This window comes from Sphingorhabdus sp., from assembly GCF_041737645.1.
Taxonomy (GTDB): Bacteria; Pseudomonadota; Alphaproteobacteria; order Sphingomonadales; family Sphingomonadaceae; genus Sphingorhabdus_B.
The window spans coordinates 1-25725 of sequence record NZ_JBGSRI010000049.1; the positions used below are offsets into that span (position 1 = coordinate 1).

General features: G+C 54.0%; 18 protein-coding genes. 5 read left to right on the plus strand and 13 right to left on the minus strand.

All coding sequences use genetic code 11. The features are described from left to right. Positions 1-146 precede the first annotated feature (146 nt). From ACEW72_RS08750 to ACEW72_RS08760, 3 genes are all read right to left on the minus strand, one after another. Positions 147-557: a hypothetical protein gene (locus tag ACEW72_RS08750; protein WP_373475999.1), complete on the minus strand. Its 411-nt coding sequence runs from the start codon at positions 555-557 to the stop codon at positions 147-149. A gap of 287 nt (positions 558-844) precedes the next feature. Then, positions 845-1411, minus strand: a complete 567-nt coding sequence (locus ACEW72_RS08755; RefSeq protein WP_373476000.1) for a hypothetical protein — start codon at positions 1409-1411, stop codon at positions 845-847. A gap of 483 nt (positions 1412-1894) precedes the next feature. Next, the gene (locus ACEW72_RS08760) at positions 1895-2074 is read right to left on the minus strand and encodes a hypothetical protein (RefSeq protein WP_373476001.1); all 180 of its coding nucleotides are present in this window, start codon (positions 2072-2074) and stop codon (positions 1895-1897) included. A 24-nt stretch (positions 2075-2098) separates the two neighbouring features. Here ACEW72_RS08760 and rpoB point away from each other — a divergent pair, with 24 nt between their 5' ends. Next, positions 2099-6256 carry a DNA-directed RNA polymerase subunit beta gene (rpoB, locus tag ACEW72_RS08765; RefSeq protein WP_373476002.1) on the plus strand — a complete coding sequence of 1386 codons (4158 nt, stop codon included), beginning with the start codon at positions 2099-2101 and terminating at the stop codon, positions 6254-6256. An 80-nt stretch (positions 6257-6336) separates the two neighbouring features. Next, positions 6337-10623 (plus strand): DNA-directed RNA polymerase subunit beta', encoded by a 4287-nt coding sequence (gene rpoC, locus ACEW72_RS08770; protein WP_373476003.1) that lies wholly within the window; start codon positions 6337-6339, stop codon positions 10621-10623. A 46-nt stretch (positions 10624-10669) separates the two neighbouring features. On the opposite strand, the gene ACEW72_RS08775 is transcribed toward rpoC, so the two are convergent. The 8 genes from ACEW72_RS08775 to ACEW72_RS08810 form a co-directional block, all read right to left on the minus strand. Continuing rightward, positions 10670-12682: an outer membrane beta-barrel protein gene (locus ACEW72_RS08775; protein ID WP_373476004.1), complete on the minus strand. Its 2013-nt coding sequence runs from the start codon at positions 12680-12682 to the stop codon at positions 10670-10672. A gap of 294 nt (positions 12683-12976) precedes the next feature. After that, complete coding sequence (locus tag ACEW72_RS08780; RefSeq protein ID WP_373476005.1) at positions 12977-13282, minus strand: hypothetical protein; 306 nt, start codon at positions 13280-13282, stop codon at positions 12977-12979. A gap of 70 nt (positions 13283-13352) precedes the next feature. Then, on the minus strand, positions 13353-14222 hold the full coding sequence (gene galU, locus ACEW72_RS08785) for a UTP--glucose-1-phosphate uridylyltransferase GalU (RefSeq protein WP_373476006.1): 870 nt from the start codon (positions 14220-14222) through the stop codon (positions 13353-13355). A gap of 75 nt (positions 14223-14297) precedes the next feature. After that, positions 14298-14831 carry a peptide-methionine (S)-S-oxide reductase MsrA gene (msrA, locus tag ACEW72_RS08790; protein WP_373476007.1) on the minus strand — a complete coding sequence of 178 codons (534 nt, stop codon included), beginning with the start codon at positions 14829-14831 and terminating at the stop codon, positions 14298-14300. Next, a complete protein-coding gene (locus tag ACEW72_RS08795) occupies positions 14821-17907 on the minus strand; it encodes an efflux RND transporter permease subunit (RefSeq protein ID WP_373476008.1) in 3087 nt (1028 codons plus the stop codon). Before ACEW72_RS08795 ends, msrA begins: the two co-directional genes overlap by 11 nt. 3 nt (positions 17908-17910) lie before the next feature. Then, the gene (locus ACEW72_RS08800) at positions 17911-18963 is read right to left on the minus strand and encodes an efflux RND transporter periplasmic adaptor subunit (protein WP_373476009.1); all 1053 of its coding nucleotides are present in this window, start codon (positions 18961-18963) and stop codon (positions 17911-17913) included. Between the two features lie 89 nt (positions 18964-19052). Further along, complete coding sequence (locus ACEW72_RS08805; RefSeq protein ID WP_373476010.1) at positions 19053-20018, minus strand: M48 family metalloprotease; 966 nt, start codon at positions 20016-20018, stop codon at positions 19053-19055. Continuing rightward, the gene (locus ACEW72_RS08810) at positions 20015-20971 is read right to left on the minus strand and encodes an L-threonylcarbamoyladenylate synthase (RefSeq protein ID WP_373476011.1); all 957 of its coding nucleotides are present in this window, start codon (positions 20969-20971) and stop codon (positions 20015-20017) included. The genes ACEW72_RS08805 and ACEW72_RS08810 overlap by 4 nt, the downstream gene beginning before the upstream one ends. A 54-nt stretch (positions 20972-21025) precedes the next feature. Between ACEW72_RS08810 and ACEW72_RS08815 the strand changes: the two genes are divergently transcribed. Then, the gene (locus ACEW72_RS08815; RefSeq protein ID WP_373476012.1) at positions 21026-22762 is read left to right on the plus strand and encodes an acyl-CoA dehydrogenase; all 1737 of its coding nucleotides are present in this window, start codon (positions 21026-21028) and stop codon (positions 22760-22762) included. Continuing rightward, positions 22759-23574 carry an ATP-binding protein gene (locus tag ACEW72_RS08820; protein ID WP_373476013.1) on the plus strand — a complete coding sequence of 272 codons (816 nt, stop codon included), beginning with the start codon at positions 22759-22761 and terminating at the stop codon, positions 23572-23574. The genes ACEW72_RS08815 and ACEW72_RS08820 overlap by 4 nt, the downstream gene beginning before the upstream one ends. A gap of 222 nt (positions 23575-23796) precedes the next feature. On the opposite strand, the gene ACEW72_RS08825 is transcribed toward ACEW72_RS08820, so the two are convergent. Both ACEW72_RS08825 and ACEW72_RS08830 read right to left on the minus strand, forming a co-directional pair. Beyond that, entirely contained in the window at positions 23797-25119 is a 1323-nt protein-coding gene (locus tag ACEW72_RS08825; protein WP_373476014.1) for a sorbosone dehydrogenase family protein, read from the minus strand. Positions 25120-25132: 13 nt separating this feature from the next. Further along, on the minus strand, positions 25133-25315 hold the full coding sequence (locus ACEW72_RS08830) for a hypothetical protein (RefSeq protein ID WP_373476015.1): 183 nt from the start codon (positions 25313-25315) through the stop codon (positions 25133-25135). 178 nt (positions 25316-25493) lie between these two features. On the opposite strand from ACEW72_RS08830, the gene ACEW72_RS08835 reads away from it, so the two are divergent. Then, entirely contained in the window at positions 25494-25703 is a 210-nt protein-coding gene (locus ACEW72_RS08835) for a hypothetical protein (RefSeq protein ID WP_143776010.1), read from the plus strand. The last annotated feature ends 22 nt before the right edge of the window (positions 25704-25725 follow it).

Sequence of the window (25725 nt, forward strand, 5' to 3'; positions counted from 1 at the left end):
GTGATGTGGTTCCGGTCCGCGAACTCCCATACGGGCCCGCAGCTATGCTGCATCAAGAGGCCGGACAGATGGCAGCATCCGACTACATGCACCCCTCTCAAAAACCGCTTGCATCTTTAGGGGCGTCCACAGATGGAAAGCAGAACCTACGGGACACCTCCTCCGAAGTTGAGTTCGAGGTCTTCGTTTACTGTTTTGGCAGCAAATACCGCCTCGACGCAGCGAAGCGAATCTTGATCTTGACCCTCACGGTAAGCGAAGTTGACATAAGTATGTTTGTTCAGAACGATGATCTCGGCATAATTTCGCGGAGCTCCGCAAACTCGTTCAACCGAGCGAGCATATTGTTGTAGGGCCGAGACACCCTCGTACCGAGGAATATCCAGTTTTGGCCGATTTTTTCTCAGCCATTCTTCCGACTTAGCAGCAATGAGTCGCCGGAAAGCTTGCTTCCAAGCCTCATCATAATAGTATTGGGACTGCCCGGCCTGAGATCGCAACCCATAGCCAGCACCGACGAGCAACGTCGCGACACAATCGAGCTCGTCATTCGTCATGGCCGAATGATTTGCCAAGTAGATGTGCCGCTGATTAGCAGGCCGCTCAACGAGTGTGGCTTTGGATATGTCCATTCCGCAAACTCTGAGCTTTGAAAGCAGGGGTGGAAGCGACTCTTCGTTTCGCACGGACCTTTGGTCACACGCAGCCAACGCTAGTGAAAGCAAAGCAAAAAGGGCTAAGCGAAGTGAGAACACTTTAGAGTTGCTAAGATAAACCGACAATGTCCGCAATGTTGTCGTTTGCTGACCGGCAAGTCCGGCGGATTTGTTGAAATTTACTTTAATCAAGCAGCATCGTCGCTGGAATGTATTGCCTCCATTATTTCCTCGTTGGAACGAGTTACGTAAAACCAAAAGTAAGGCAAAAAAGACAATAGGCCCGCACTTAGATAAAATGTATGCTGCTTGATGTCGGCCCCTGCCAGAAAGTTAAGGGTCACGTGCAAGGCAGTCATCGCAAAAAAGCACTTTAAAAGCCTGTTTTTCGATTGTTTAGCTGAATACGCAAAAGCTGTTGCAATGTGAAATGCAAAGGCTGGCAACGCGGAACCAATCCCAATCGCGAGTTGGTCTGTCGGAAGAGCCCAAATGATTGGCACTTTAACAAAAGCTAGTTCGAATAAGGCAAATGAAGCTATTATCTTGAATGACATGTAGCTGAAGCGCTTTGATACAAATAACTTGAAGGTTTCTTCGATCAGTGGGACGTAAATAGCGAATATAAATAATTCAGGCACATTTATAAAACTCAAACCGCCCGTCGATATCCCGACGAATTCAAAGCACAAAATTGGCAAAATAAGCAGGAAATAATGCCAACGGCTCCTCTCGTTAAAATCCATTTCGTTCACACACCGCCACGCTGCCCATCATACGCTTCTATGCGCCGCATCGGCGTTTACGCAAGATGCCAGTTATTTCGCTGCCAAATGTCTGCTTTGTTGTCGTATCCGGAAAGTCCGCTTTGTTGTCGTATCCGGTCAGTCAGCTTTTGTTGTATATTATAGGTAAGCTGCCGTACGTTCACTTTATAAACAAACATCACTCAACGACGGTTTGGACCTGAGCCTATACGACATGAGATTTGCAGTTAGTACGAAGAAGTCAGCACCCACATCACATCGCGCTGATGGAAATCATTTCAGAACAACGTTGAACACGCGCTACCTCCCGGCATCGCGACTTCCCCCACAGGTGGAAGTTTATCCTGAGCGCCCGGCCTGCGGGCGGTCGAAGGGCTCGATGCGAACGGGTTTGGGGATGGGTTGGTCTTACGCCTGTAATGCCAACGGAATCTCGGGATACACCCTACTTGACCCCCACCCCCCACCCCTCTATACCAAATCCAACATCCAAACCGTCGGGAACAGGTGCGTCTTCGCGTAGGCGTGGCTAAGGCATTGGCGGTACAGGATTTTCACATCGCGAAACGGCTGCACGGCAGGACCCGAATCCGGGGCTATCGCCATGCGGCCTTTCTTCGTCTTGTGATGCCCTTCTTGCGCGTCTGACATTTCTAAACTGAGGCAAATCACCTTATGGCATCTCGTACCGCTCCTGCGACACTCTCGCGTCAAAAGCGTATCCGTAAAATTTTTGGTGACATTCACGAAGTCATCGACATGCCCAACCTGATCGAAGTCCAGCGCGAAAGCTATGAGCAATTTTTGCGCTCCGACCCTTCGATCGGTTATGTATCGGGCCTTGAAAAGACGCTTCGCAGTGTTTTTCCGGTCAAGGATTTTGCCGGAACTTCGGAACTTGATTTCGTGCATTACGAACTTGAAGACCCGAAATATGACGTGGAAGAATGCCGTCAACGCGGAATCACTTATGCCGCGCAGATGAAGGTTACGCTGCGCCTGATCGTGTTCGAGGTTGATCCCGACACCGAAGCGCGCTCGGTTCTCGATATCAAGGAACAGGACGTTTACATGGGCGATATGCCGCTCATGACGCACAACGGCACCTTCTTCATCAACGGGACAGAGCGCGTTATTGTGTCGCAGATGCACCGTTCGCCGGGCGTATTGTTCGACCATGACCGTGGCAAGACGCACTCTTCGGGCAAATATCTGTTCGCCGCGCGCGTCATTCCGTATCGCGGTTCGTGGCTCGACTTTGAATTCGACGCCAAGGATATCGTCAACGTGCGTATCGACCGTAAGCGCAAGCTGCCGGTGTCGACGTTGCTCTATGGTCTGGGCATGAATGATGAGGATATCCTCAACCATTTCTATGACACCGTCACTTTCCAGCGTGGCAAGGGTGGATGGATCATCCCCTTCAATGCTGAACAATGGCGTGCGTCGAAGCCGATGTTCGACATCGTGGATGCCAAATCGGGCGAAGTGATCTTCCCCGCCGGTACCAAGGTTACACCGCGCGCTGCCAACAAGGCGGTGAAGGACGGCTTGACCCAGTTGCTGATCCCGACCGAGGAAATCTTTGGCCGGTATTCGGCGTTCGAACTGATCGACGAGAAGACCGGACGCATTTATGTCGAGGCAGGCGATGAAATCACCGCCGAAAACCTTGAAATGCTCGACAAGGCAGGGATTGATGCGATCGAATTGCTCGACATCGACCATGTCATCACCGGCGCGTGGATGCGCAACACGGTCAAGGCTGACAAGGCCGAGAACCGCGACATGGGCCTTGACGCGATCTATCGCGTGATGCGCCCTGGCGAGCCGCCAACGCGCGAAACCGCAGAGGCTTTGTTTGCCGGGCTGTTCTTTGATGCGGACCGCTATGACCTGTCGGCTGTGGGTCGCGTAAAGTTGAACATGCGGTTGCAGCTTGATGCGCCGGATGACCACACCACCTTGCGGAACGAGGATATCCTCGCGGTCGTCAAGGAGCTGGTGAACCTGAAGGATGGCAAGGGCGAAATCGACGATATCGATAACCTTGGCAACCGTCGCGTGCGTTCGGTCGGCGAGCTGCTGGAAAACCAGTATCGCGTTGGACTGCTGCGGATGGAGCGCGCCGTCAAGGAGCGTATGTCAAGCGTAGACGTCTCGACTGTGATGCCGAATGACCTGATCAACGCCAAGCCGGCGGTTGCTGCGGTGCGCGAATTCTTTGGTTCGTCGCAATTGTCGCAGTTCATGGATCAAACCAATCCGCTGTCCGAAGTGACGCACAAGCGCCGCGTTTCGGCCCTCGGACCAGGCGGTCTGACCCGCGAACGCGCAGGCTTCGAAGTCCGCGACGTCCATCCGACCCATTATGGACGCATCTGCCCGATCGAAACGCCGGAAGGCCCGAACATCGGTCTGATCAACAGCCTCGCAAGCTTCAGCCGAGTCAACAAATACGGCTTCATCGAAACGCCGTACCGCAAAGTCATCGACAACAAGGTGACCGACGATGTGGTTTATCTGTCGGCGATGGAAGAGCAAAAGAACACAATCGCGCAAGCCAACGCCGAACTTAACACCGACGGCAGCTTTGCCGAAGACCTGATTTCGTCACGCGAATCCGGCGAATTCCTGATGGCACCTCGCGATCAGGTTACCTTGATGGACGTCAGCCCCAAGCAGCTGGTTTCGGTTGCCGCGTCGCTGATCCCGTTCCTGGAAAACGATGACGCCAACCGCGCGCTCATGGGTTCGAACATGCAACGTCAGGCTGTGCCTCTGCTCCGTGCAGAAGCACCGTTTGTCGGAACCGGCATGGAAGAAACCGTAGCCCGTGACTCCGGCGCTGCCATCGGCGCACGCCGCACCGGCATCGTCGATCAGGTCGACGCGACCCGCATCGTGGTCCGCGTCACCGGCGAAGTCGAAGCTGGCCAGTCCGGTGTGGACATCTACACCCTGCAAAAGTTCCAGCGTTCCAACCAGAACACCTGCATCAACCAGAAGCCTCTGGTGAAGGTGGGCGACGTTATCGAAGCAGGCGACATCATCGCCGATGGTCCTTCGACCGAGCTGGGCGAACTCGCACTGGGCAAGAACAGCCTCGTCGCGTTTATGCCCTGGAACGGCTACAATTACGAAGATTCGATCCTGATCTCCGAACGCATCGTGAAAGACGACGTGTTCACCTCGATCCATATCGAAGAATTCGAAGTGATGGCTCGCGATACCAAGCTTGGACCGGAGGACATCACCCGCGACATTCCAAACGTCGGTGAAGAAGCTCTTCGCAGCCTCGACGAAGCGGGCATTGTCTACATCGGTGCCGAAGTGCATCCCGGCGATATCCTTGTCGGCAAGATCACGCCAAAGGGTGAAAGCCCGATGACGCCGGAAGAAAAACTCCTCCGCGCCATCTTTGGTGAAAAGGCAAGCGACGTGCGCGACACCTCGCTGAAGCTGCCGCCGGGCGTTGCCGGTACAGTCGTTGAAGTGCGCGTTTTCAACCGCCACGGCATCGACAAGGACGAGCGTGCGATGGCCATCGAACGCGAAGAAATCGAGCGCCTTGCCAAGGACCGTGAGGACGAACGTTCGATTTTGAACCGTGCTACTTACAATCGTCTGCGGGATATGCTGATCGGTCAAACCGTTGCAGCCGCTCCAAAGGCTCTTAAAAAAGGCGACACGATCAACGAGGAAAACCTCGCTGAAGTGGAGCGTCATGAATGGTGGAAAATCGCTGTTGTCGACGACAAGATTCAGGGCGACCTTGAAGCCGTCAAAGTCCAATATGACGATGCGGTAAAGCTGATTGTCGAGAAGTTCGAAGACCGGCGCGAGAAACTGGAGCGTGGCGATGAGCTGGCCCCTGGCGTTCTCAAGATGGTCAAGGTCTTCGTCGCGGTGAAGCGCAAGCTGCAACCGGGTGACAAGATGGCCGGTCGTCACGGAAACAAGGGTGTTATCTCGCGGATATTGCCGCAGGAAGACATGCCTTTCCTCGCCGACGGCACGCCAGTCGACATCGTTCTGAACCCGCTCGGCGTGCCATCGCGCATGAACGTCGGGCAGATTTTCGAAACCCATCTAGGCTGGGCCGCTCGCGGTCTCGGCAAACAGATTGGTGAAGCGCTCGAAGATTGGCGCCATGCTAACCCGGATCCAGAAGCGGCCGCTCCACCAGAAGCCGTGCGCGAGCGTCTGGTTCATGCCTATGGCGAAGATTATGCCAAGGAAATCAATGGCCGCAGCGATGCGGACATCATCGAGCTGGCAGGCAATGTCATCACCGGCGTGCCGATGGGCACCCCTGTGTTTGACGGCGCGCGCGAAGCCGATGTGACCACCATGCTGCAACTGGCCGGGCTAGACGGATCGGGCCAATCCGACCTGTTCGACGGACGCACCGGAGACAAGTTCGACCGCAAGGTGACCGTGGGCATCATCTACATGCTGAAGCTGCACCATTTGGTCGAAGACAAGATCCACGCCCGCTCAATCGGACCTTACAGCCTTGTTACCCAGCAGCCGCTGGGCGGTAAGGCGCAGTTCGGTGGTCAGCGCTTCGGGGAAATGGAGGTCTGGGCACTGCAAGCCTATGGCGCCGCCTACACCTTGCAGGAAATGCTTACCGTCAAGTCCGATGACGTTATCGGTCGTACCAAGGTTTATGAAGCTATCGTCAAGGGTGACGACACTTTCGAAGCCGGTATCCCCGAAAGCTTCAACGTTCTGGTCAAGGAAATGCGCTCATTGGGTCTGAATGTAGACCTGAAAGCGCGCGATCTGGTCGAAGGCGACGAGGGCTTTGCCGAGGCAGCGGAATAAGCAGCGACGGGCGGACGAAAGTCCGCCCCCTGCCCCCGTCCCAAGGATTTCATGGGCGATAGCCCAATGAGGAAATGAATATGAACGAACTATCCAAATTCAACAATCCAGTCGCCAAGGTCGAAACGTTCGACCAGATCCAGATCGGTATTGCGTCGCCGGAAAAAATCCGCAGCTGGTCTTTCGGCGAAATCAAGAAGCCCGAAACCATCAACTACCGCACGTTCAAGCCAGAGCGTGACGGCCTGTTCTGTGCGCGCATCTTTGGTCCGGTGAAGGATTATGAATGCTTGTGCGGTAAGTATAAGCGCATGAAATATAAGGGCGTCGTCTGCGAAAAGTGCGGCGTTGAAGTAACGGTCACCAAGGTGCGCCGTGAGCGCATGGGCCATATCGAGCTTGCTGCTCCCGTCGCACATATCTGGTTCCTGAAGTCGCTGCCATCACGCATCGGCCTGTTGCTCGACATGCAGTTGAAGCAACTTGAGCGCGTTCTGTATTTCGAAAACTACATTGTAACCGAGCCTGGCCTGACAGCGCTCGAGAAGTTCCAGTTGCTGAGCGAAGACGAATTGCTCGATGCACAGGACGAATATGGCGAAGACGCATTCACCGCATCTATCGGTGCCGAAGCCGTCAAGACCATGTTGATGGACCTTGACCTTGAACAAGAACGCACCGATCTGCTTGACGAGCTTGCGGTTACCAAGTCGGAACTGAAGCCCAAGAAGATCATCAAGCGTTTGAAGGTCGTCGAAAGCTTCATCGATTCAGGTAACAAGCCAGAATGGATGATCCTCGACGTCATTCCAGTCATTCCGCCAGAATTGCGTCCACTGGTGCCACTGGATGGCGGCCGGTTTGCGACGTCAGATCTTAACGATCTGTATCGCCGCGTTATCAACCGTAACAACCGTTTGAAGCGCCTGATCGAACTACGCGCGCCGGACATCATCGTCCGTAACGAAAAGCGTATGTTGCAGGAAGCCGTTGACGCTTTGTTCGACAATGGCCGTCGTGGCCGCACCATCACCGGTGCCAACAAGCGTCCGTTGAAGTCGCTGTCCGACATGCTGAAGGGCAAGCAGGGCCGTTTCCGTCAGAACCTTTTGGGCAAGCGCGTCGATTACTCAGGTCGTTCGGTCATCGTGACCGGTCCCGAGCTGAAATTGCATCAGTGCGGTCTGCCGAAGAAAATGGCTTTAGAACTGTTCAAGCCATTCATTTACTCGCGTCTTGATGCCAAGGGTCTTTCAATGACCCTCAAGCAGGCGAAAAAGTGGGTAGAGAAAGAGCGCAAGGAAGTTTGGGACATCCTCGACGAGGTTATCCGCGAGCATCCGGTGCTTCTGAACCGCGCACCGACGCTTCACCGTTTGGGTATCCAAGCGTTTGAACCTGTCCTGATCGAAGGTAAAGCCATCCAGCTTCACCCGTTGGTCTGCTCGGCATTCAATGCCGACTTTGACGGCGACCAGATGGCTGTCCACGTTCCGCTGAGCCTTGAGGCGCAGCTGGAAGCACGCGTATTGATGATGTCGACCAACAACATCCTGTCGCCAGCCAATGGTAAGCCAATCATCGTTCCTTCACAGGATATGGTCTTGGGTCTCTATTATCTGTCGATGGACCGCAAGGGCGAGCCGGGCGAAGGCATGATGCTTTCGGATATGGCCGAAGTGCATCAGGCGATTGAAGTTGGCGCGGTAACGCTCCACTCCAAGATCATCGCCCGTGTCCCACAGACCGGCGAAGATGGCGTAGAGCGCATGGTTCGTTTCGACACGACACCTGGCCGTATGCTTCTTGCCGAAACCCTGCCGAAGAGCCATCGCGTTCCGTTCGAAACCGTCAACCGCCTTCTCACCAAGAAGGAAATTGGCGACGTTATCGATCAGGTTTATCGCCACACCGGCCAGAAAGACACCGTGCTTTTTGCCGATGCGATCATGTCGCTTGGTTTCAAATATGCGTTCAAGGCGGGCATTTCGTTCGGCAAGGACGATATGATCATTCCGGAAGAAAAGACCGAAATGGTTGCCGAAACCAAAGCGATTGTTGCCGATTTCGAGCAGCAGTATCAGGATGGTCTGATCACCCAGCAGGAAAAATACAACAAGGTCATCGACGCATGGTCGACCTGTGGTGACAAGGTTGCCAACGCCATGATGGACAAGCTGAAGGCATCGCCTTTGGACGAACATGGCCGCGAACTGCCTGTTAACTCGGTTTACATGATGAGCCACTCCGGTGCGCGTGGTTCGCCAGCGCAGATGAAGCAGCTTGCCGGTATGCGTGGTCTAATGGCCAAGCCATCGGGTGAAATCATCGAAACACCCATCATTTCGAACTTTAAGGAAGGTCTGACCGTTCTCGAGTATTTCAACTCGACCCACGGTGCCCGTAAGGGTCTCGCCGATACCGCGCTCAAGACTGCAAACTCGGGTTATCTGACCCGCCGTCTGGTCGACGTATCGCAGGATTGCACCATCGTCGAAGTCGACTGCGGCACCGAACGCGCGCTGGAAATGCGCTCGATCGTTCAGGGTGGTTCGACCATCGCGTCGCTCGGTGAGCGCGTGTTGGGCCGCACCACAGCAGAAGACATCATGGGTCTTGATGGCAAGGTTCTTATTCCTTCAGGCACCCTGCTCGATGAGCCAATGGTTGCCGCGATGGAAGAAACCGGACTTCAGGCACTGAAGATCCGCAGCCCGCTGGTCTGCGAATCCAAGGTTGGCGTTTGCGGCACCTGCTATGGCCGTGACCTTGCCCGTGGTACGCCCGTTAACATTGGTGAAGCTGTCGGCGTTATCGCTGCCCAGTCGATCGGTGAACCGGGTACCCAGTTGACCATGCGTACCTTCCACATCGGTGGTGCGGCACAGTTGAACGAACAGTCGAACCTTGATGCAACTGCATCTGGTAAGGTCATGTACCGTGATCTGCCGAGCATTGTCGACAAGCGCAAAAAGCGTTTGGCGATGGCACGCAACGGCGAACTGATCATCGTCGACAAGGATGGCCGCGAGATGGAAATCCACCGTCTGCCTTATGGTGCGACGCTGGCATTCCCTGATGGTGCGGAAGTCAGTGTTGGTGACCGTCTGGCCGAATGGGATCCGTTCACCATGCCGATCATCACCGAAAAGTCGGGTATCGTGAAGTATCAGGACCTGATCGACGGCAAGACGTTGGCGGAACAAACCGATGAAGCAACGGGCATCGCCCAGCGCGTTGTCACCGAAGACCGTGCAGGCAGCCGCAGCAAGAAGGAGGACCTCCGTCCCCGTCTGACGCTGCTGGATGACGATAGCGGCGAAGCGGCGCGTTATCTTCTGGGTGTCGGTACGATGCTGTCGGTCGAGGATGGTGCAGAGGTTCAGGCAGGCGACGTGCTCGCCCGTGTGACCCGCGAATCCGCCAAGACCCGCGACATTACCGGCGGTCTGCCGCGTGTAGCCGAACTGTTCGAAGCGCGTATTCCGAAGGACAACGCGATTATCGCGAAGATTTCGGGTCGGGTCGAATTTGTTCGTGACTATAAGGCGAAACGCAAGATTGCGATTGTTCCGGAAGAAGGCGATCGTATCGAGTATCTGATCCAGAAGTCGAAGGTTCTCGACGTGCAGGAAGGCGACTTCGTCCGTAAGGGCGATAACCTGATCGCCGGTTCACCGAACCCACATGATATTCTGGAAGTCATGGGCATTGAAGCACTGGCAGAATATCTGGTTGCCGAAATTCAGGAAGTCTATCGTCTTCAGGGCGTGAAGATCAACGACAAGCACATCGAAACGATTGTTCGCCAAATGTTGCAGAAAGTTGAAATCACCTTTGGCGGCGACACCACCCTGCTTCCCGGCGAACAGGTGGACCGTGAAGAAATGGATGCGATCAATTCGAAGCTGACCAAGGGCCAGGCACATGCAACCGGTAATCCGGTTCTGCTCGGTATCACCAAGGCTTCGTTGCAGACGCGTTCGTTCATCTCGGCGGCTTCCTTCCAGGAAACCACTCGCGTGCTCACGCAGGCGGCGGTTGAAGGCAAGAAGGACATCCTGACCGGCTTGAAGGAAAACGTCATTGTGGGCCGTCTGATCCCGGCGGGTACGGGTTCCGCGATGAACCGTATGCGCGTAACGGCTAACAGCCGCGACGCCGCCCTACGCGCCAGCTACCGCTCGCTTCAGGAAAGCCTGATTGCGCCCGAAACCGCTGCCGAGGAACATGCCGCAGAACTGGCGCAAGGACCCGAAGCTGCGATTGGTGACGATGTTCTGGCCAAGGTGATCTCAGATGATCTGACCACAGAAGATGCAGCAATCGACGATGTCATCGAAATCGGTGGCGACGAAGAAGAATAAGGTAAAAAATAGACCCGCCGGAATTGGTTTCCGGCGGGTTTGTTATTCAGAATTTGCCCGATAGGGTGAGCTGGATCAATGGATCAAGCGATCGTTTGCGATTAATATTCTCGCTAAGAGCCCCGGAAGCCCGGGTGCCACTAAAAATGAATCTATCCCGATTAAATTTTGGTAAATCAATTACTTGTAGTCGCAATGTTCCCAATTTGAACTTGGTATATTCTATAAATATATTGGTCCTAACGCCCTGGCTCTCCCGTCTGAATTCATCAAGGAAAAATGCGCGACTTGCGTCCTCAACATAGAATGAGGCCCCGTAAACAATCCCGATTTGCGAGACATCATACCGCAAATCCCACTGCTGATGCCATAATGACCGATTAGACCTTCGCCGTTTTTGACCAGTCACCGGGTCTGTGACACGACTGTCATGGTAATGGCCGACATATTTAAGTTCTATTCCAGTGACGCCAATTGGTTTGGTCAACCAATCAAATGGAAGGGTAATTTCAAGTTCACCGTTCCAGCGTTTACTGTCACCAATGTTCCCTGCCCCATCAAATTGGGCGGTAATATTTCCAGCGGCGTCACGAAGTGTAATGGGGACCAAATCCTGCGTATCGCTAACAAGCTGATAATCAGCACGAAACTGGACACTACCACGTTCAAGAAACTTGTGCCTAACCAGAGCCGAAAAAGTGGTCGTTTTCTCAGGAACCAGATCAGCATTGCCGGCGTCCACCTGGTTACCCAGTCCCACGTCCAGCGATGTAGCAAATTCATCAAAGTCCAGTTGCTCTACCTGCCTCTCGGCACGAAATTCGAAGGTTGTCTGTCGATCAACGGTCCAAGTGGCGGCCGCGCGTGGCTTTAGAAATTTGAATTGACGCGATGCTACGCTGTCACCCGACAACTTCAGCTTGGAAAATTCAGCAATTGCGCCCACCTCGATTGTCCACGCAGGGCCCAGTGCCCAGGTGTCAGTCAAGAACGGCTCAATCCGCACTTCTTCGACCAGAACATCCGATGCAGGAAATGACGTTACTGCCCCTGCCACCGAACTCGCGGCGGAAAATTGGGCATCCAGCCGATTGTAAGAAATTTCGCCTCCAAATTGAATTGCGTGGCCTTTCAACACACCTAAGTCATTTTGGATACGGGCGACAGCTTCGCTCGGGCGGTTACGACTTCGCGTTTCGAACAGTGTCAACGGCTGACCGCGCCTATCTACGGCAATACTGCTATCATTGCTTTCTTTGGCATTCCGGTAAAGCCCGATAATCTTTGTGTTGAATTTAGGGGCCAATCCAAATTCTATGTCACCGCCAAATTCATAACTAAGATCGCTGATCGGTCCATCTCGGAGCAATAATTCATTGCCAATATTCGGGCCGGTGGACGCAAAGTAGCTTCCTACGCGGCGATCAAAGCCGTCTTCAATGCCAACTTGGCCGTTCACGTTGATTTTCGCAGCCCCCAACCGCGTCTTTATTGATGCGCCGATAGCTGCTTCATCGAACCCGCCATTTCCTTGGTAATGCCGTCGTTCAACTAACGCCCCGGTACCTGTCCTGAAATCCTCCGGTCCAAAGCCGTAGACGCGTTCGGAATAGGAACTGACGTTCAATTCGATGGTTGTCAGATTTCGTCTTAGCGTTGCCGATGCGTTGATAGATGGCTTGAAACCGTACCGAGTTCCGGCAACAATGTTTCCTTCGTATGTTCCACTAACTTTTGACGACACTTTACGGATTAGATTTACAATTTGTCCCTTGCCCTGAGCTTCGGAGTCAGCACCTGCTTGCTCGGTTAATTCGATATATTCGACTTCGCTGGCCGGGATACGCGAAAGGATCGTGAAGATATCATCTGCTTTGCTCGACGGGCGGTCCCCATCAATCAAGACATTTCCGGCATTTTCGCCAAAACCACGCCTGCCGTCACCGTCTTCAATAGAGAATCCGGGAATTCTTCGAACCATATCAAGCGCGGTTACGGGAGAATATATCGAAAAGAAGTCGCTGCGAAATTGGCGCTTGCCATTGATCGGTGTCTCCACAGAGGCTACGTTTTCAACCTCTTCAGCTTGCAAGGCTGGGCCTGCAACTAAGCAACTCACGGCTGTCAATAGCAACGCGAAATGGCGGCCTGCGTATGTCATCAAAACTCCCGACCGTCTGCCGCTGAATGCGTCCAGTACTTGGGGCAGGCATTTATTTCGGATTAGAAAAATTTGACATGAAACTTCGACAGACGATGCGGATGTTCGACAAGATACAAAAATCCACAGTTATCAGTTGTTTGTCGACACAGAACACGCGTTCGCAGATTTTCAAACTTGATTTAAGCTCGCTTAAATAGGTCGGGCCTGCTCAAATTCGATTTGCTCATTTAGCTGCGCTGCAGTCGCACAAGCATCCTGATTGCCATCTTCGCATTTCTCACGAGCTTTATCGCGTTGGCGCGCCATTTTTCCCAACGCCTCTTCCCGCTTTCGAATTTCGCGTCCACGCTTTTCGTCTGCTTCAGATTGGCTTGTCGTCAGAACATCTGCTGTCTTCGAAACAATTTTTACCGGCGCAGTCACTACATCTTTGACAACTGATGCAACGCATCCAGTTAGCAGAAATACCATCGATAATGACAAAACTAGACGCATAACCAACTCCCGCTCTTCGCTTAGCCGAATTACCTTGGCTATGATGAGCGGTGCCTTAACATCTCAATCGCTATTTTAACAGGTTGATAGCAATCGCCCTGACTTCGACGGCCATGTCTGGTCGTTCAAGCGCTACAGCCAGATTGGCTTCGATATATCCCACTTTCGATCCGCAGTCGTACCGGTTCCCATCAAAAGTCACCGCATGAAAAGGTTGCTGCCCGATCATTTGGGCCATCGCATCGGTGAGCTGAATTTCCCCACCTGCGCCTTTGCCCTGCCCTTCAAGGATGCGCATAACTTCAGGCTGCAAAATATATCGGCCCGAGATTATGAGGTTTGAAGGCGCATCTTCGACCTTTGGTTTTTCAACTAGTCCCAAAACTTCGGTTACAGCGCCTTCGCTTTGGCCCGGCTTGATAACGCCATAGCTGGAAACCTTGTCATGCGGGATTTCCAGTACGCTTATCATGTTACCACCAATTTTGTGATACGCTTCTACCATTTGTTTCATACAGCCGGGCGAACCGTGCATGAATTCATCGGGTAGGAAAATCGCAAAAGGTTCGTCACCAACAATATCCCGCGCGCACCATATTGCATGGCCTAAGCCCAGCGGCTCTTGTTGACGGACATAAGCACAATTTCCCGGCCCGAGGCGCGTTGGTTCCAAAACTGAGAGGTCTTTCCCGCGTTCGGACATTGTCTTTTCGAGTTCATAGGCAATGTCAAAATGGTCTTCGATCGCACTTTTACCGCGACCGGTTACAAATATCATTTGTTCGATACCAGCCTCACGCGCCTCGTCCACCGCATATTGAATGAGTGGACGGTCAACAATCGGCAGCATCTCTTTCGGGATTGCCTTAGTGGCAGGGAGAAAACGGGTGCCAAGTCCCGCTACGGGAAAGACAGCTTTGCGTATCGGTTTGATTTCCATAATTGCAGCTTTAATCCAGTCGGCGTGATTGTCGATTACTCGGAAGGATAGTGACGTGGCAATTTGGCAGATGTTTCAATTTATCTGTTTTTGACCCAGCATCTTTTTTAGTTTTGCCAATTTTGGCGGAATAACTGCAAGGCAATAGGGATTGCGTTGCCCTTCTCCGTCCCAATATTCCTGATGGTAATCTTCGGCAGGATACCAGATTGCCGGGCCTTCGATAGTCGTCACAATAGGGGACGGCCAATCGGCAGAGGCGCGCACTATGCCTTCATGTGCCGCCAAGCGCTGATCGTCGTTTAGCGGAAAAATCGCGGAACGATATTGCGTCCCTATGTCGTTGCCTTGTCGGTTTAACTGGGTCGGATCATGGGTCGCGAAAAAAATATCGAGTAAATCGGCGTAGCTGATGACTTCGGGATCAAATGTGATCCGAATACCCTCCGCATGTCCAGTGCCGCCGCCGCATACCTGTTTATAGGTGGGGTCGACGACCGTTCCGCCGATGTAGCCGCTTACAACCTTGCTCACGCCGTTCAGCTGACCAAACACCGCTTCTGTGCACCAGAAGCATCCGCCTGCAAAAATCGCTTCGTCATGTGGCATTCGATAATCCTTCTACATTGCCAGCTACGGATTTGGCCTTAGCTACATCGCCGCGCACCACGAGCAGGTACATCGCTGGTGTTACAATACGTGATAACAATGTTGAGGAAATCAACCCCCCGATCAGCACAATCGCCAATGGCCCATACAAACTGCCACCAAATAGCGCCAGCGGCATTAGTCCGCCAATCGCGGTAACTGACGTTAACAACACCGGTAGAAAACGAACTTCGCCTGCTTGCTCAATCGCTTCACGCAACTCCATTCCGCGCTGTCGCAATTGGCTGGTAAAATCGACCAACAAAATTGAATTCTTGATTTCGATTCCCACCAAAGCGATAAAACCAATCACCGCAAGGAAAGACAGATTGTTGCCGGTTACCAAAAGTGCAATTAAGCCACCGAATGTTCCGAGCGGAATAACTCCGGCAACCACCAAAGCTTCTTTAAAGCGGCCAAATTCAGCGACCAGGATTGCAAAAATGCTGAACATTGCAATCATAACAATCGGTCCAAAACCTGCGAAAGTGTCGTTTATCTTTTCGGCTTCACCGCCAATTTCAATGGAATATCCCGGTTTCAAGGGAATTTTGTCCATCTTATTTTGTGCATCGCGATTGACTTTGGAAACCACGGCGCCATCCGTAATTTGCGCCGTAATGCTGACATTACGTTCAAGATTATAACGATACACCGCCGCGGGAGTAGATACCAGACTTGGCTTGCTAATTTCGGCAAGAAGAACCGACTGCCCACTTCTGTTCGGGACATAGATCGATTCGAGCGCCGATATCGGATGGGTTCCAGTTAAAGGCAGCCTCACCACAACCGGATAGCTATCGCCTTCGATGTCCCTAAATGTGCCTGATCGTTCGCCGGACAGAGCAAGCCGAATAGCGCGGCGCGCGGCGCCCGATTGAACATCAAGCAGCGCAGCCTTTGCATCATCAATACGCACGTCCAGATCAACGCGGTCAAAGGCGACGGGATTGTTAACATCACGTGCCCCCGGCGTATCGCGCAACACCTGTTCCATTTTCGAAGCAAGTTTACGCAGCTCATCCTGATCGGGACCATAGACCCTAAATTCAACCGGTGCGTTAATTGGGGCACCATTCTGAAAGAGAACGATTTTAATCCGTGCGCCGGGAATATTATCCAGTTTCTTGCGAAGTCGGGTAATCATCGCCCGCGCTTCGCCATTCTTCCAGTCGTCCATTATGGCCAACACTTCGCCATGCGTCGGATTTTCACCGCGCTGGAATACATTATAAAAAACCGGAGGGTTGTAAGCGCCTATATTTTCCGCGCGTACTTTAATCATCGGTTCGGTTTTAAGTACTTTTGAAACAGCGCGGACAATCCGTCCAGTTTCTGCAATACTAGATCCCTGCTCGGTTTCGACGGTAACTCTGAAATAAGATGTGTCGGCATTTGGAAATAAGCTGAAACCCAAAACCGGAACGAGAAGAAATGCCGCAGTTGTAACGGCTAGGGCACCCCAGACAGTCCGACGGGGACGGTCAAGCGACCAGTGCAGCATCGGATGGTAAAACCGGTCAATTTTATTCATCAGCCACCGCAACATCGCGTTGCCGCCTTCATGTTCGTCGCGGCGCAAAATCCGGCTTGCCAGAAATGGCACAATAGTGAGCGATACCACCATCGATGCGGTAATCGTGGCTACAATCGTGCCGATAAAACTTTGCGTAAACTTACCAGCCCCTTCCGGAAGAAAAAATAAGGGGAAAAAGGCAAACACCAAAACACCCGTCGACCCCATCACGGCCATCGTTATCTCTTTTGTTGCGTCTATCGCGGCTTGGTCACGATCCTTCCCCATCCGCAAGTGCCGTGCGATATTTTCCACCACAACAATCGAATCATCAACAAGTAGGCCAAGTGAGAGAATAAAGCCCGCAACCACGAGTTGACTGAGATTAAAACCCATGGCGGATATTGCCAACAACCCTGAAGCGATGGAGAGCGGGATCGAAATCATCACGATAATCGATGCCCGCCACCCCAAGGGCAAAAGCGTGAAAAGAACTAGAAACAACGCGATACCAAAATCACGCGCCAGTTCATTCAAACGCTTCCTGATGTCCCGGCTTTGATCGAATTGCACCACAGCCTTAATGTCTGGTGGCAAAAGCTTTTGCTGCAGCGCCAGTTCTTTGACGAGCAAATTCCTGAGCTTTGTGGCATCCGTGCCTTGTTTCTGGTTCGCCGTTATCCAGATGGCACGCCGACCATTATGGCTGACTTGCACCCTTTGTTCAGCCGCCCCATATTTGATTTCTGCAACGTCACCAACGCGAAGCAATGTTCCATCACTACTTCGTAGCGGAAGGTTTCGGATAGTGTCCAAATCTCGAAATGCACCGCCTGCTTCGACATTGAAGCGCCGGGTGCCGCTTGTCACCGCCCCGGCCGGAACGTCGGCACCACCGACCCTTATGGCATCGGCCACTGAACTGGCCGGAACCATTAAAGCTGCAAGACGTCCGGCGTTAATTGCGACGCTGATTTCGGGTTGCGGCAGTCCGTAGATTTCTGATTGCCGAACTTCTTTATATCGCCCAAGCGCTTCGCTAATATCGCGGGCATATTTTTCCATGCGATACCAGCTCGCGGAATCGCTGAGCAACGCAATTTGCAGGATCGACGTATTGGTTGTCCGGATCTTTTCAAAAGTCAGTCTTTGTAAATCGCTTGGTAACTGGTTTCTGATCGCGGTTACTTCGCGCACCGTGTCGTTGAAATACTGGTCAGGATCACCTGACCAGTCGAATTCCGCGCGGATAACCGCATTGCCATCGCTGCTGGTTGACGCAACATTCTGTACATCTTCCAAGCCTTGCAAAAGCTCTTCTATCGGCTTGGTGATAGTCTGTTCGATTTCGGCAGGATCTGCTCCGGGTTGCAGCGCGACTATCGAAACGACGGGCATCGAAAAATGGGGGTCAACCGCGCGGGGAACTTGCTGGAATGCGGAAAAACCCAGAGCGCAAAGTAGCGCAAACAAGACCAATGTCAGTTGCCATCTGCGAATTGCGACTTCTGCGATATGCATAATTTAACGCAGAACCGAAACGGGGCGCACTTTTGACCCTGCCCGTAGCTTTTCAAGGCCGGAAATGACGATGACATCTCCCGATTTTATACCGCCCGACACAATAACGAATTGATCAGTTACACGCTCAATAGCAACATTGCGGGTTTCAACCCGGTTATTTGCATCGACAACATACACCAGTCCCTCACCTGTCCGCACCCCAAAAAGAGAGCTGGCCGGAATCTGTAAAGCCCCGCTTTCGGACGCAGGCAGTTTAATATTGGCAGTGCCAATTTGGCCTGATCGCAACTTGCCATTATTCGGTAACTGGAATTGCACTGTGAATGCGCCAGTCGCTTCATTCGCTCGACCATCGATTTCTGAAATCGTGGCGCGGATCAACGCACCGTTGGAGGACTCAATTGAAATATCCGCCGCCATCCCTACCCGCAATTTCGTTGCGTCCCGATCAATTATTGGCACGCGAAAAACGAATCCGCCGTCATTCTCGCCCAAAACCAAAGCTGGAGTACCTGCTGCGATCACTTGCCCCGGCTGTACATTCCGCGCCAAAATGATACCGCTAGACGGAGCATATAACTGCGCGGTACCTGAGGCAAAGCCAGCCCGCCGCACCCGCGCTTCAGCGGCCTTTACCGTTGCTTCTGCCGTTTCATAACGTGCTTTGGTAATCCAGCCGTCGGCGTAGAGCGAACGCAAACGGTCAAATTCTGCACGTGCCCGTTCGCGTTCTGCATTAGCGACGCTGACATCGGCACCGACAATTGTCGTATCAAGTGCCGCCAAAAGGGCACCATTTTTTACAGCATCGCCCTCTTCAAATCTTACAGTTGCGACTTTGCCGGCGGTCGTAAAACCGAGCGGCGTTTCACGGCGAAAGCGGACGGTTCCCACGGCGTTGATTACGCGCTGTAAATTATCTTGTTGTGCCGTAATGACCTGTACAGGGTGAGTTTCATTATCTGTTGCACGCGTTACGGCTTTTTCTTCACCACAGGATGCAGAGAGGATTATTGGCAAAATTATCGCTATTGTTTTGATCGCACGAAACAATTTCGGCCTCCCCATATATTCTCTTCAAAGGGTGATAGGCCATTCATCGGCAGGAAGAAACACCATCCTGATATGCAACTGATTTTTTTCTATCGCGTGGCCAAACTGCCACCGGGCAGAAGGGGTGGCGGCGATAATCCATTTACTTTGGAAGCGGTGTTCAAGATGTCAATTTCGGTTCGCATCGTTTTTACCCGGTTTTTCCACCGCAGATGTGTACTTTCGGAAAAAATACCCAGCCCTGTCTTTCGACCATAACGTTCGGCAAATCGTAGTGCAGCGGCGGGGTCATAGCCAGCATTTGTCATAAGCCAGACAGACAATTGGTCGGCTTCTATTTCAGTCGCCAAAATATGCGCCCTTTTCCGGCCTATTTTCGAAAGCCGGTTCCGGTGGTTGAGAAGATTGTGCGCTAATTCATGGGCAATGGCCGCTGCTAGCTCCTCATCTTTCGCCGCAAATGCCATCAATCCTTCGGATATCCTGACATTTTCACCATCTGCGCCGGCATCCAGCTTGGATGACGTGTCCACCCAAAATCGGGATGCACAGACCGCTATAGGTTCAACTTGTAACATTTTCGAGCCCGCTGCGGTCATCAAATTCAAGTCAATTGCATTGCTGCTTGCCAGAACCTGATGCAATTCATTTTGGACCTTCTCCAGCCTCTTCGCGCTTTTCGACCGGACAGGTTCGCCTTCCCAACTCCAATAAGTACCATTCAGCCCTAATAAACCGTCGCCGGATTTTATGCCGCCGCGTTCTGCCGGGCCGTTCGGAACCACTGCAGAAACGGAAATTGGCGCACGAAATTCCAACGAAATGCGCGCCGCAACCGGGTTGGGATATTGCCTTTCGTCATGCAAAACCCAACCGAGACTCCGCTCCAGTTTGTTACAAAAGGGCGCATTGGCAAGGGCCAGGCGATAGCCGATTGTCGCCAAACGGGCGTCTTGCCGGACCAATTCTTGGTAAGCGCTGGCCTCTTGGGACGTGGAATCTGCGATTGCCGGCGTTGCCAGGCTAAATACGCCGCAAATAGCCAGCCAATTCATCGGGTCGCCGCCCTTTTCAAACGATCATTTATCGCTACGCCAATGCCGTTATCGGGGATAGTTGCGACTGCTATCGATTGATATGGGCTGGCATCGGCGCGGTGCAAGGCGTCGAATAGATGGGCGGCTGCTTGGGCGAGATCAGCGGAGGGGGATAAATTGTCATGCCCCGCCATCGTTCCAAAACCTATAAGCCATTCGCCATCTTGCGCCGTTGTCGCATTCAATCGAACCGGTTTGGAGGGGGCGTAGTGGCTGGCGAGTTGGCCGGGTGCTTCGATCTTTTGGTCGGTTTGTTGACTCGGCTGAAGCTTGGCGAAGGTTTGGAGAGCTTCGGCTGTAATCGGCCCTGGACGTAATATTTCTATATTTTCCAGATGGATAGAGACTATAGTTGATTCCAAACCTTCTTTACACGGTCCGGCGTCCAGTATCATCGGAACCGCCCCGCCGAGACTCGCCAAAACATGCTCTGCACGGGTCGGACTGATTGCTCCACTTTTGTTCGCGGATGGCGCGGCAAGATTCAGTCCGCTTTTCGCAAGAACGGCCTGCATGACGGGGTGCCCCGGACATCGCAGCGCAACGGTCGGCAGCCTGGCAGTCACCGCAGCAGCAATCGGCGCGCCTTCACGCAACGGCAGAACCAGCGTCAACGCCCCTGGCCAGAAAGCGTCCGCCAACTTTCGCGCCAATGGTCCGAATTCCGCCAGCTTCTCGGCTGCCGCAAGGTCAGGGACGTGCACGATCAGCGGATTAAAGTCCGGTCGCCCCTTGGCCGCATAAATATGCGCGACAGCGTCCGCATTGCTGGCATCGGCGGCAAGGCCATAGACCGTCTCGGTGGGAATCGCCACGATCTGTCCACCCCGCAAAAGGTCCGCCGCTGCTGTAATTGCAGCATCATCGGCGGGCACAACCCAGCCATTCCCCAAGGTATTTGAGCCTAGCATAAGTTCAGTCTATAGGCGCTGTGTAATCCGCTTTCACAGGAAATTTTTCGCCCCATGACCTTTGCTGCCCCAATCGCTGAACAACTCTTCGTTTTGAAGCATATCACCGGGATCGATGCGCTTGCCCAACATGGCCGTTTTTCCGATGCAACCGCAGATGTGGTGCAAGCAATCGTCGAAGGGATCGGCGAATTTGCGGCCAATGAATTCGCCCCGCTCAACCGCATCGGCGACGTCGTCGGGGCGCGGCTGATCGACGGGAAGGTTGTGATGCCGGAAGGATTCGTCGCCGCATACCAGTCTTATGTCGCCAATGGCTGGGGATCGATCAACGCGCCGTCGGATTTCGGCGGACAAGGCCTGCCATTCAGCCTCGCCACCGTCGCACTCGATTCGCTTGGCGCGGCCAATATGGCCTTTGCCTTATGCCCGATCCTTTCGGTCGGCGCGATCGAAGCCATCAACCACCACGGGTCCGATGCCCAGAAAGCCACTTATCTTCCAAAGCTGTCGACCGCTGAGTGGAGCGGCACGATGAACCTGACCGAGCCACAAGCAGGATCAGACGTCGGCGCGCTACGGGCATCTGCGACGCCCCGCGAAGATGGGCGCTTCCAGATCCGCGGTCAGAAGATCTATATCAGCTTCGGTGACCATGACATGGTCGAAAACATCATTCATCTCGTGCTCGCACGCACGCCCGATGCCCCTGCCGGAACCAAGGGCATATCGCTGTTTCTGGTTCCAAAATATCAGGTTGGTTCCGACGGCGCTATCGATAAAGCCAATGATATCAACGTCGTGTCCATCGAACATAAGATGGGTATTAACGCGTCACCTACCTGCGTTCTTGCCTTTGGTGAAGAAGGCGAATGCGTTGGCGAACTGATCGGTCCGGAATTTGGCGGCATGCGCGCCATGTTTACGATGATGAACAATGCCCGCTTGAATGTAGGCCTGCAAGGCGTGCAAATCGCGGAAGCAGCAACGCAAAAGGCCATCTGGTTCGCGCGTGACCGGGTACAATCAGCCAAGGCAGGCGGCGAATCCCGCGATTCAGTAGCCATCATTGAACATCCCGACGTGCGCCGCATGTTGCTCCGGATGAAAGCTGGCACACAGGCCATCCGCGCCCTGCTCTATTTCGCCTCCGGTTTTGTTGATCGTGCCGCTGTCGGTGAGGAAGGCGCACGGGAAATGGCGGATCTTCTGACCCCGCTCGCCAAAACTTACGGCACCGATTTGGGCAGCGAAATCGCCTCGCTCGGCATACAGGTGCATGGCGGCATGGGCTTTATCGAGGAAACAGGGGTCGCCCAATATTACCGCGATATCCGCATCGCCGCGATTTACGAGGGCACCAATGGCATCCAGGCGGCGGACTTGGTGGGACGCAAGCTGGGTATGGAGGGCGGCGACTTCATCCGCCGCCATTTACAGGCGATTGCCGCCGATGCAGGCGAAAGTCCAGCCCTTGCGGCGCTTACCGGAGCCTGCGCCGAAGTCACCGAATGGATGTTGGATGCAGGCATCGATGACCGCCTTGCCGGCAGCTATGCCTATACCCAGATGATGGCGGTGGCGACATCGGGCTGGCTGATGCTGCGTCAATTGCGCGCCGCACAGGCCGAACAGGCCGCCAATGGAACAAGTCCGTTTCTCGACGGCAAGGTCGTCGCCTGCCGCTATTATCTGGAGGTAATGGTGGCCGAGGCCCTTTCGCTGAAGAATAGTGCGATGGCTGGTTCCGAATTGCTATACATGCTGGACGCGGAGGGGATGGCGGCTTGAACACGGATATCTTGAAGCGCATCGCCGAGGCGCTCGAAAGACTGTCCCCGCCGCCTGCCCCGCCGATGGATCTGTCGGCGCACCCTGCCTATCATTGGGATGGAAAAAGGCTCGCGCCGGTCCACCATTTCCGGCCTTTGCCGATCGACCTGATCGTCGGCGTCGACCGCCAAAAAACCGATATGCTGGAAAACAGCCGACGCCATGCCTCGGGTGCAGCGGCGCATGACGTGCTCTTGTGGGGAGCACGCGGCATGGGCAAATCGGCGCTGGTCAAAACTGTTGTCGGTGAATTGCAAAAGGATGGCCTGTTTGTGGCGTTGGTAGAGGCATCATCCTCTCATTTGGCAACGCTTCCCCTCTTGTTCGAAGAACTATCCATATCGGGTCGCCGCTTCATCCTGTTTGTCGACGATATTGCCTTTGACGCGCATGACAACGGACCGCGCCTTCTCCGCTCGCTATTGGAAGGCGGGGCCGAGGCGCGCCCGAACAATGTACGGCTCTATGTAACGTCCAACCGGCGCAACATCGTTGACCGGACGATGGCGGAACAGACCGATGCCATCAACGCCCGTGACAATATCGACGACAGCCTTGCACTTGCAGATCGCTTCGGGCTGAAACTTGGCTTTCAATATGCCGATCAGGAAGCCTTTGTCTCCATGGTCGCGGCCTATGCCAGCCATTTCGACCTAGACTGGGACGAAGCCGACGCCCTCGCCTTCGCCCATCAGCGCGGAGGTAGGTCTGGCCGGGTTGCTTGGCATTATACGGTGGAGCTTGCAGGGCGCGCAGGGCGCAAGATTTAGGCGGCGGTTTATCTGATTTCGTTCGCCGTCACCTTCTCTCCTTTCACCGTCGAACCCCTCTCCAACTTCGCCTAGGCCTGTCGGCCAAGGCTCCGTATCCTCTCCCCTGAAGGGGAGAGGTAAAGCGCTATTCCCCTCTCTCCTTCAGGGGGAGAGGTACGTAGTCTTATGGCTTTGGCCATTAGACGAAGTGGAAAGGGGGAAGCTCAAGCAAAAAGTAGTTTAGCCCTTCGCCCGCACGCGCCAGACGATATTGCCGACATCGTCACTCACCAGCAAGGAACCGTCCTTGGCGACCGTTACCATTGTCGGGCGGCCTTGGGCGTTGCCTTTTTTGTCGAGGAAGCCGGTCAACACGCGCACTGGTTTACCCACGGGCTCACCCTTAGGAAAGGGTACAAAGATCACGTCATAGCCCGAAGCAGGCTTGCGGTTCCACGACCCGTGACGGGCCACAAATGCGCCATCGGTCAAGGATGCACCCAGCTTGGCATTGTAGCCAAAGGCCAGACCCAAGGACGCGGTATGGGCGCCCAGGGCATAGTCGGGGCGGCGTTCATATTCGCGTTTTTCGGGCTTGGGCGGTGACACACGGGCATCGGTAAAGCCGCCCCAATAATGTTGCGGCCAGCCATAATCGGCACCGAATTCGACGAGCGCCAGATAATCGGGCACCAGATCGGACCCAAGCATGTCGCGTTCGTTGACCACGGTCCACAAACGTCCCGACTTGTCCCAGTCGAGCCCCACCGGATTGCGAAGACCAGAGGCATAAGGCATCTTCTTGCCTGTCGCCAGATCGAGCTCGAGAACCATAGCACGGCCGCGCTCCAGTTCCATACCGCCTTCAGCTATATTGCTGTTGGAGCCAACCGAAATGTAGAGTTTTTTGCCATCTGGCGACGCGGCAAGATTGCGCGTCCAATGGTTATTGGGTGCCAGAGCGTTCAACTTGGTCACCTCGCGCCCCTTGGCAGTGATGCCGGTCGCGCCCTCCTTAAATGGGAAAGCCAGAACAGCGTCGGTATTCGCAACATAAAGCGTATCGCCCACAAGAGCCATGCCGAAAGGCGCGTTCAGGCCGGTAATATAGGGCATCTTGAGTTCGGCCTTGCCGTCGCCATCTGCGTCGCGCAGCAGGCTGATCCGGTTGGCCGATGGCACGCCAGCGCCTGCTTTGCCCATCAGCCAGCGCGCGATCATGCCTTCCACACCGCCGCCATCACGCGGGGGCGAATTGGTTTCGGCCACCAACACATCGCCATTGGGCAGGACATATAGGTTGCGCGGATGGTCGAGATCCTCCGCAAAGCGTTCGACGACCAGACCGGGTGCCGCCACCGGCGTTTCACCGGCTTTCCAGCGGTCGACATCGGCTACATTTATGGTCGGGAAAGTCTCGGGTCGCGGCTGGGTCAGTTCCGGCTTGGGACCCTCCAGCGACGCAAGCGGAAGCTTTGCTTCATCCGGGCGGGTCATGAACCAGGCACCAATCAGACCGAGGACGATCAAAATCAGGACAATGTTACGTACATGTTTCCACATGGCTTAAATCCTCTCAGGCCCGCTTGCGGTCGATCAGCCAAACCAGCAACGCGATGGCGACGCCGGTTCCAAAGCCGATGATCATCCCGGCCGATGGTTGGTTCAAGGCGACACCCCCAATTGCCCCGAAGAGCAATCCCAGTGCGATGAATATGCCGCCAGCAAGGCGGGGTTGGCTATCATTGGTTTCAGACATGCCGCCCCTTTGCCACCAATGCCGCATGACAGGCAAGCGGGAACATCGTGCTTAATTTGCGCTAACCAATTGCTTTGACGGAAAGGCGACATCCCAACGCTAATGCCGTCCATGCAGACAGGCCATTTCACCCGGGCCTGTCTGCCACCCGAAACCCAAGCGAAAGCCCGATACGCCTATGTTTTTGCCGCTCTATGTCGAACCGCGCGATGTTGTCGAAGCAGAAGCGCTGATCGACCAATTTGGTAAAACCGCCGGACTGGAGGCGGCTGACCGGGCCGAGGCGAGCCGCAATGTCGGCAACCACCTGCATTATTGCCGCTGGCGCCAGATTGAAAGGCTGATTATCATGCTCAGCATCGAAACGACGCTGGGCACTATTCACTGATACGGCGGGTTGAGCGGGATTT

What these genes read in the sequence shown, in the direction of transcription:
- ACEW72_RS08825 (WP_373476014.1), bottom strand. Translation starts at nt 25,119, where the DNA reads ATGTGGAAACATGTACGTAACATTGTCCTGATTTTGATCGTCCTCGGT.
- rpoB (WP_373476002.1), top strand. Translation starts at nt 2,099, where the DNA reads ATGGCATCTCGTACCGCTCCTGCGACACTCTCGCGTCAAAAGCGTATC.
- galU (WP_373476006.1), bottom strand. Translation starts at nt 14,222, where the DNA reads ATGGAAATCAAACCGATACGCAAAGCTGTCTTTCCCGTAGCGGGACTT.
- ACEW72_RS08830 (WP_373476015.1), bottom strand. Translation starts at nt 25,315, where the DNA reads ATGTCTGAAACCAATGATAGCCAACCCCGCCTTGCTGGCGGCATATTC.
- ACEW72_RS08805 (WP_373476010.1), bottom strand. Translation starts at nt 20,018, where the DNA reads ATGAATTGGCTGGCTATTTGCGGCGTATTTAGCCTGGCAACGCCGGCA.
- ACEW72_RS08750 (WP_373475999.1), bottom strand. Translation starts at nt 557, where the DNA reads ATGACGAATGACGAGCTCGATTGTGTCGCGACGTTGCTCGTCGGTGCT.
- msrA (WP_373476007.1), bottom strand. Translation starts at nt 14,831, where the DNA reads ATGCCACATGACGAAGCGATTTTTGCAGGCGGATGCTTCTGGTGCACA.
- ACEW72_RS08815 (WP_373476012.1), top strand. Translation starts at nt 21,026, where the DNA reads ATGACCTTTGCTGCCCCAATCGCTGAACAACTCTTCGTTTTGAAGCAT.
- ACEW72_RS08780 (WP_373476005.1), bottom strand. Translation starts at nt 13,282, where the DNA reads ATGCGTCTAGTTTTGTCATTATCGATGGTATTTCTGCTAACTGGATGC.
- rpoC (WP_373476003.1), top strand. Translation starts at nt 6,337, where the DNA reads ATGAACGAACTATCCAAATTCAACAATCCAGTCGCCAAGGTCGAAACG.
- ACEW72_RS08760 (WP_373476001.1), bottom strand. Translation starts at nt 2,074, where the DNA reads ATGTCAGACGCGCAAGAAGGGCATCACAAGACGAAGAAAGGCCGCATG.
- ACEW72_RS08795 (WP_373476008.1), bottom strand. Translation starts at nt 17,907, where the DNA reads ATGCATATCGCAGAAGTCGCAATTCGCAGATGGCAACTGACATTGGTC.
- ACEW72_RS08810 (WP_373476011.1), bottom strand. Translation starts at nt 20,971, where the DNA reads ATGCTAGGCTCAAATACCTTGGGGAATGGCTGGGTTGTGCCCGCCGAT.
- ACEW72_RS08835 (WP_143776010.1), top strand. Translation starts at nt 25,494, where the DNA reads ATGTTTTTGCCGCTCTATGTCGAACCGCGCGATGTTGTCGAAGCAGAA.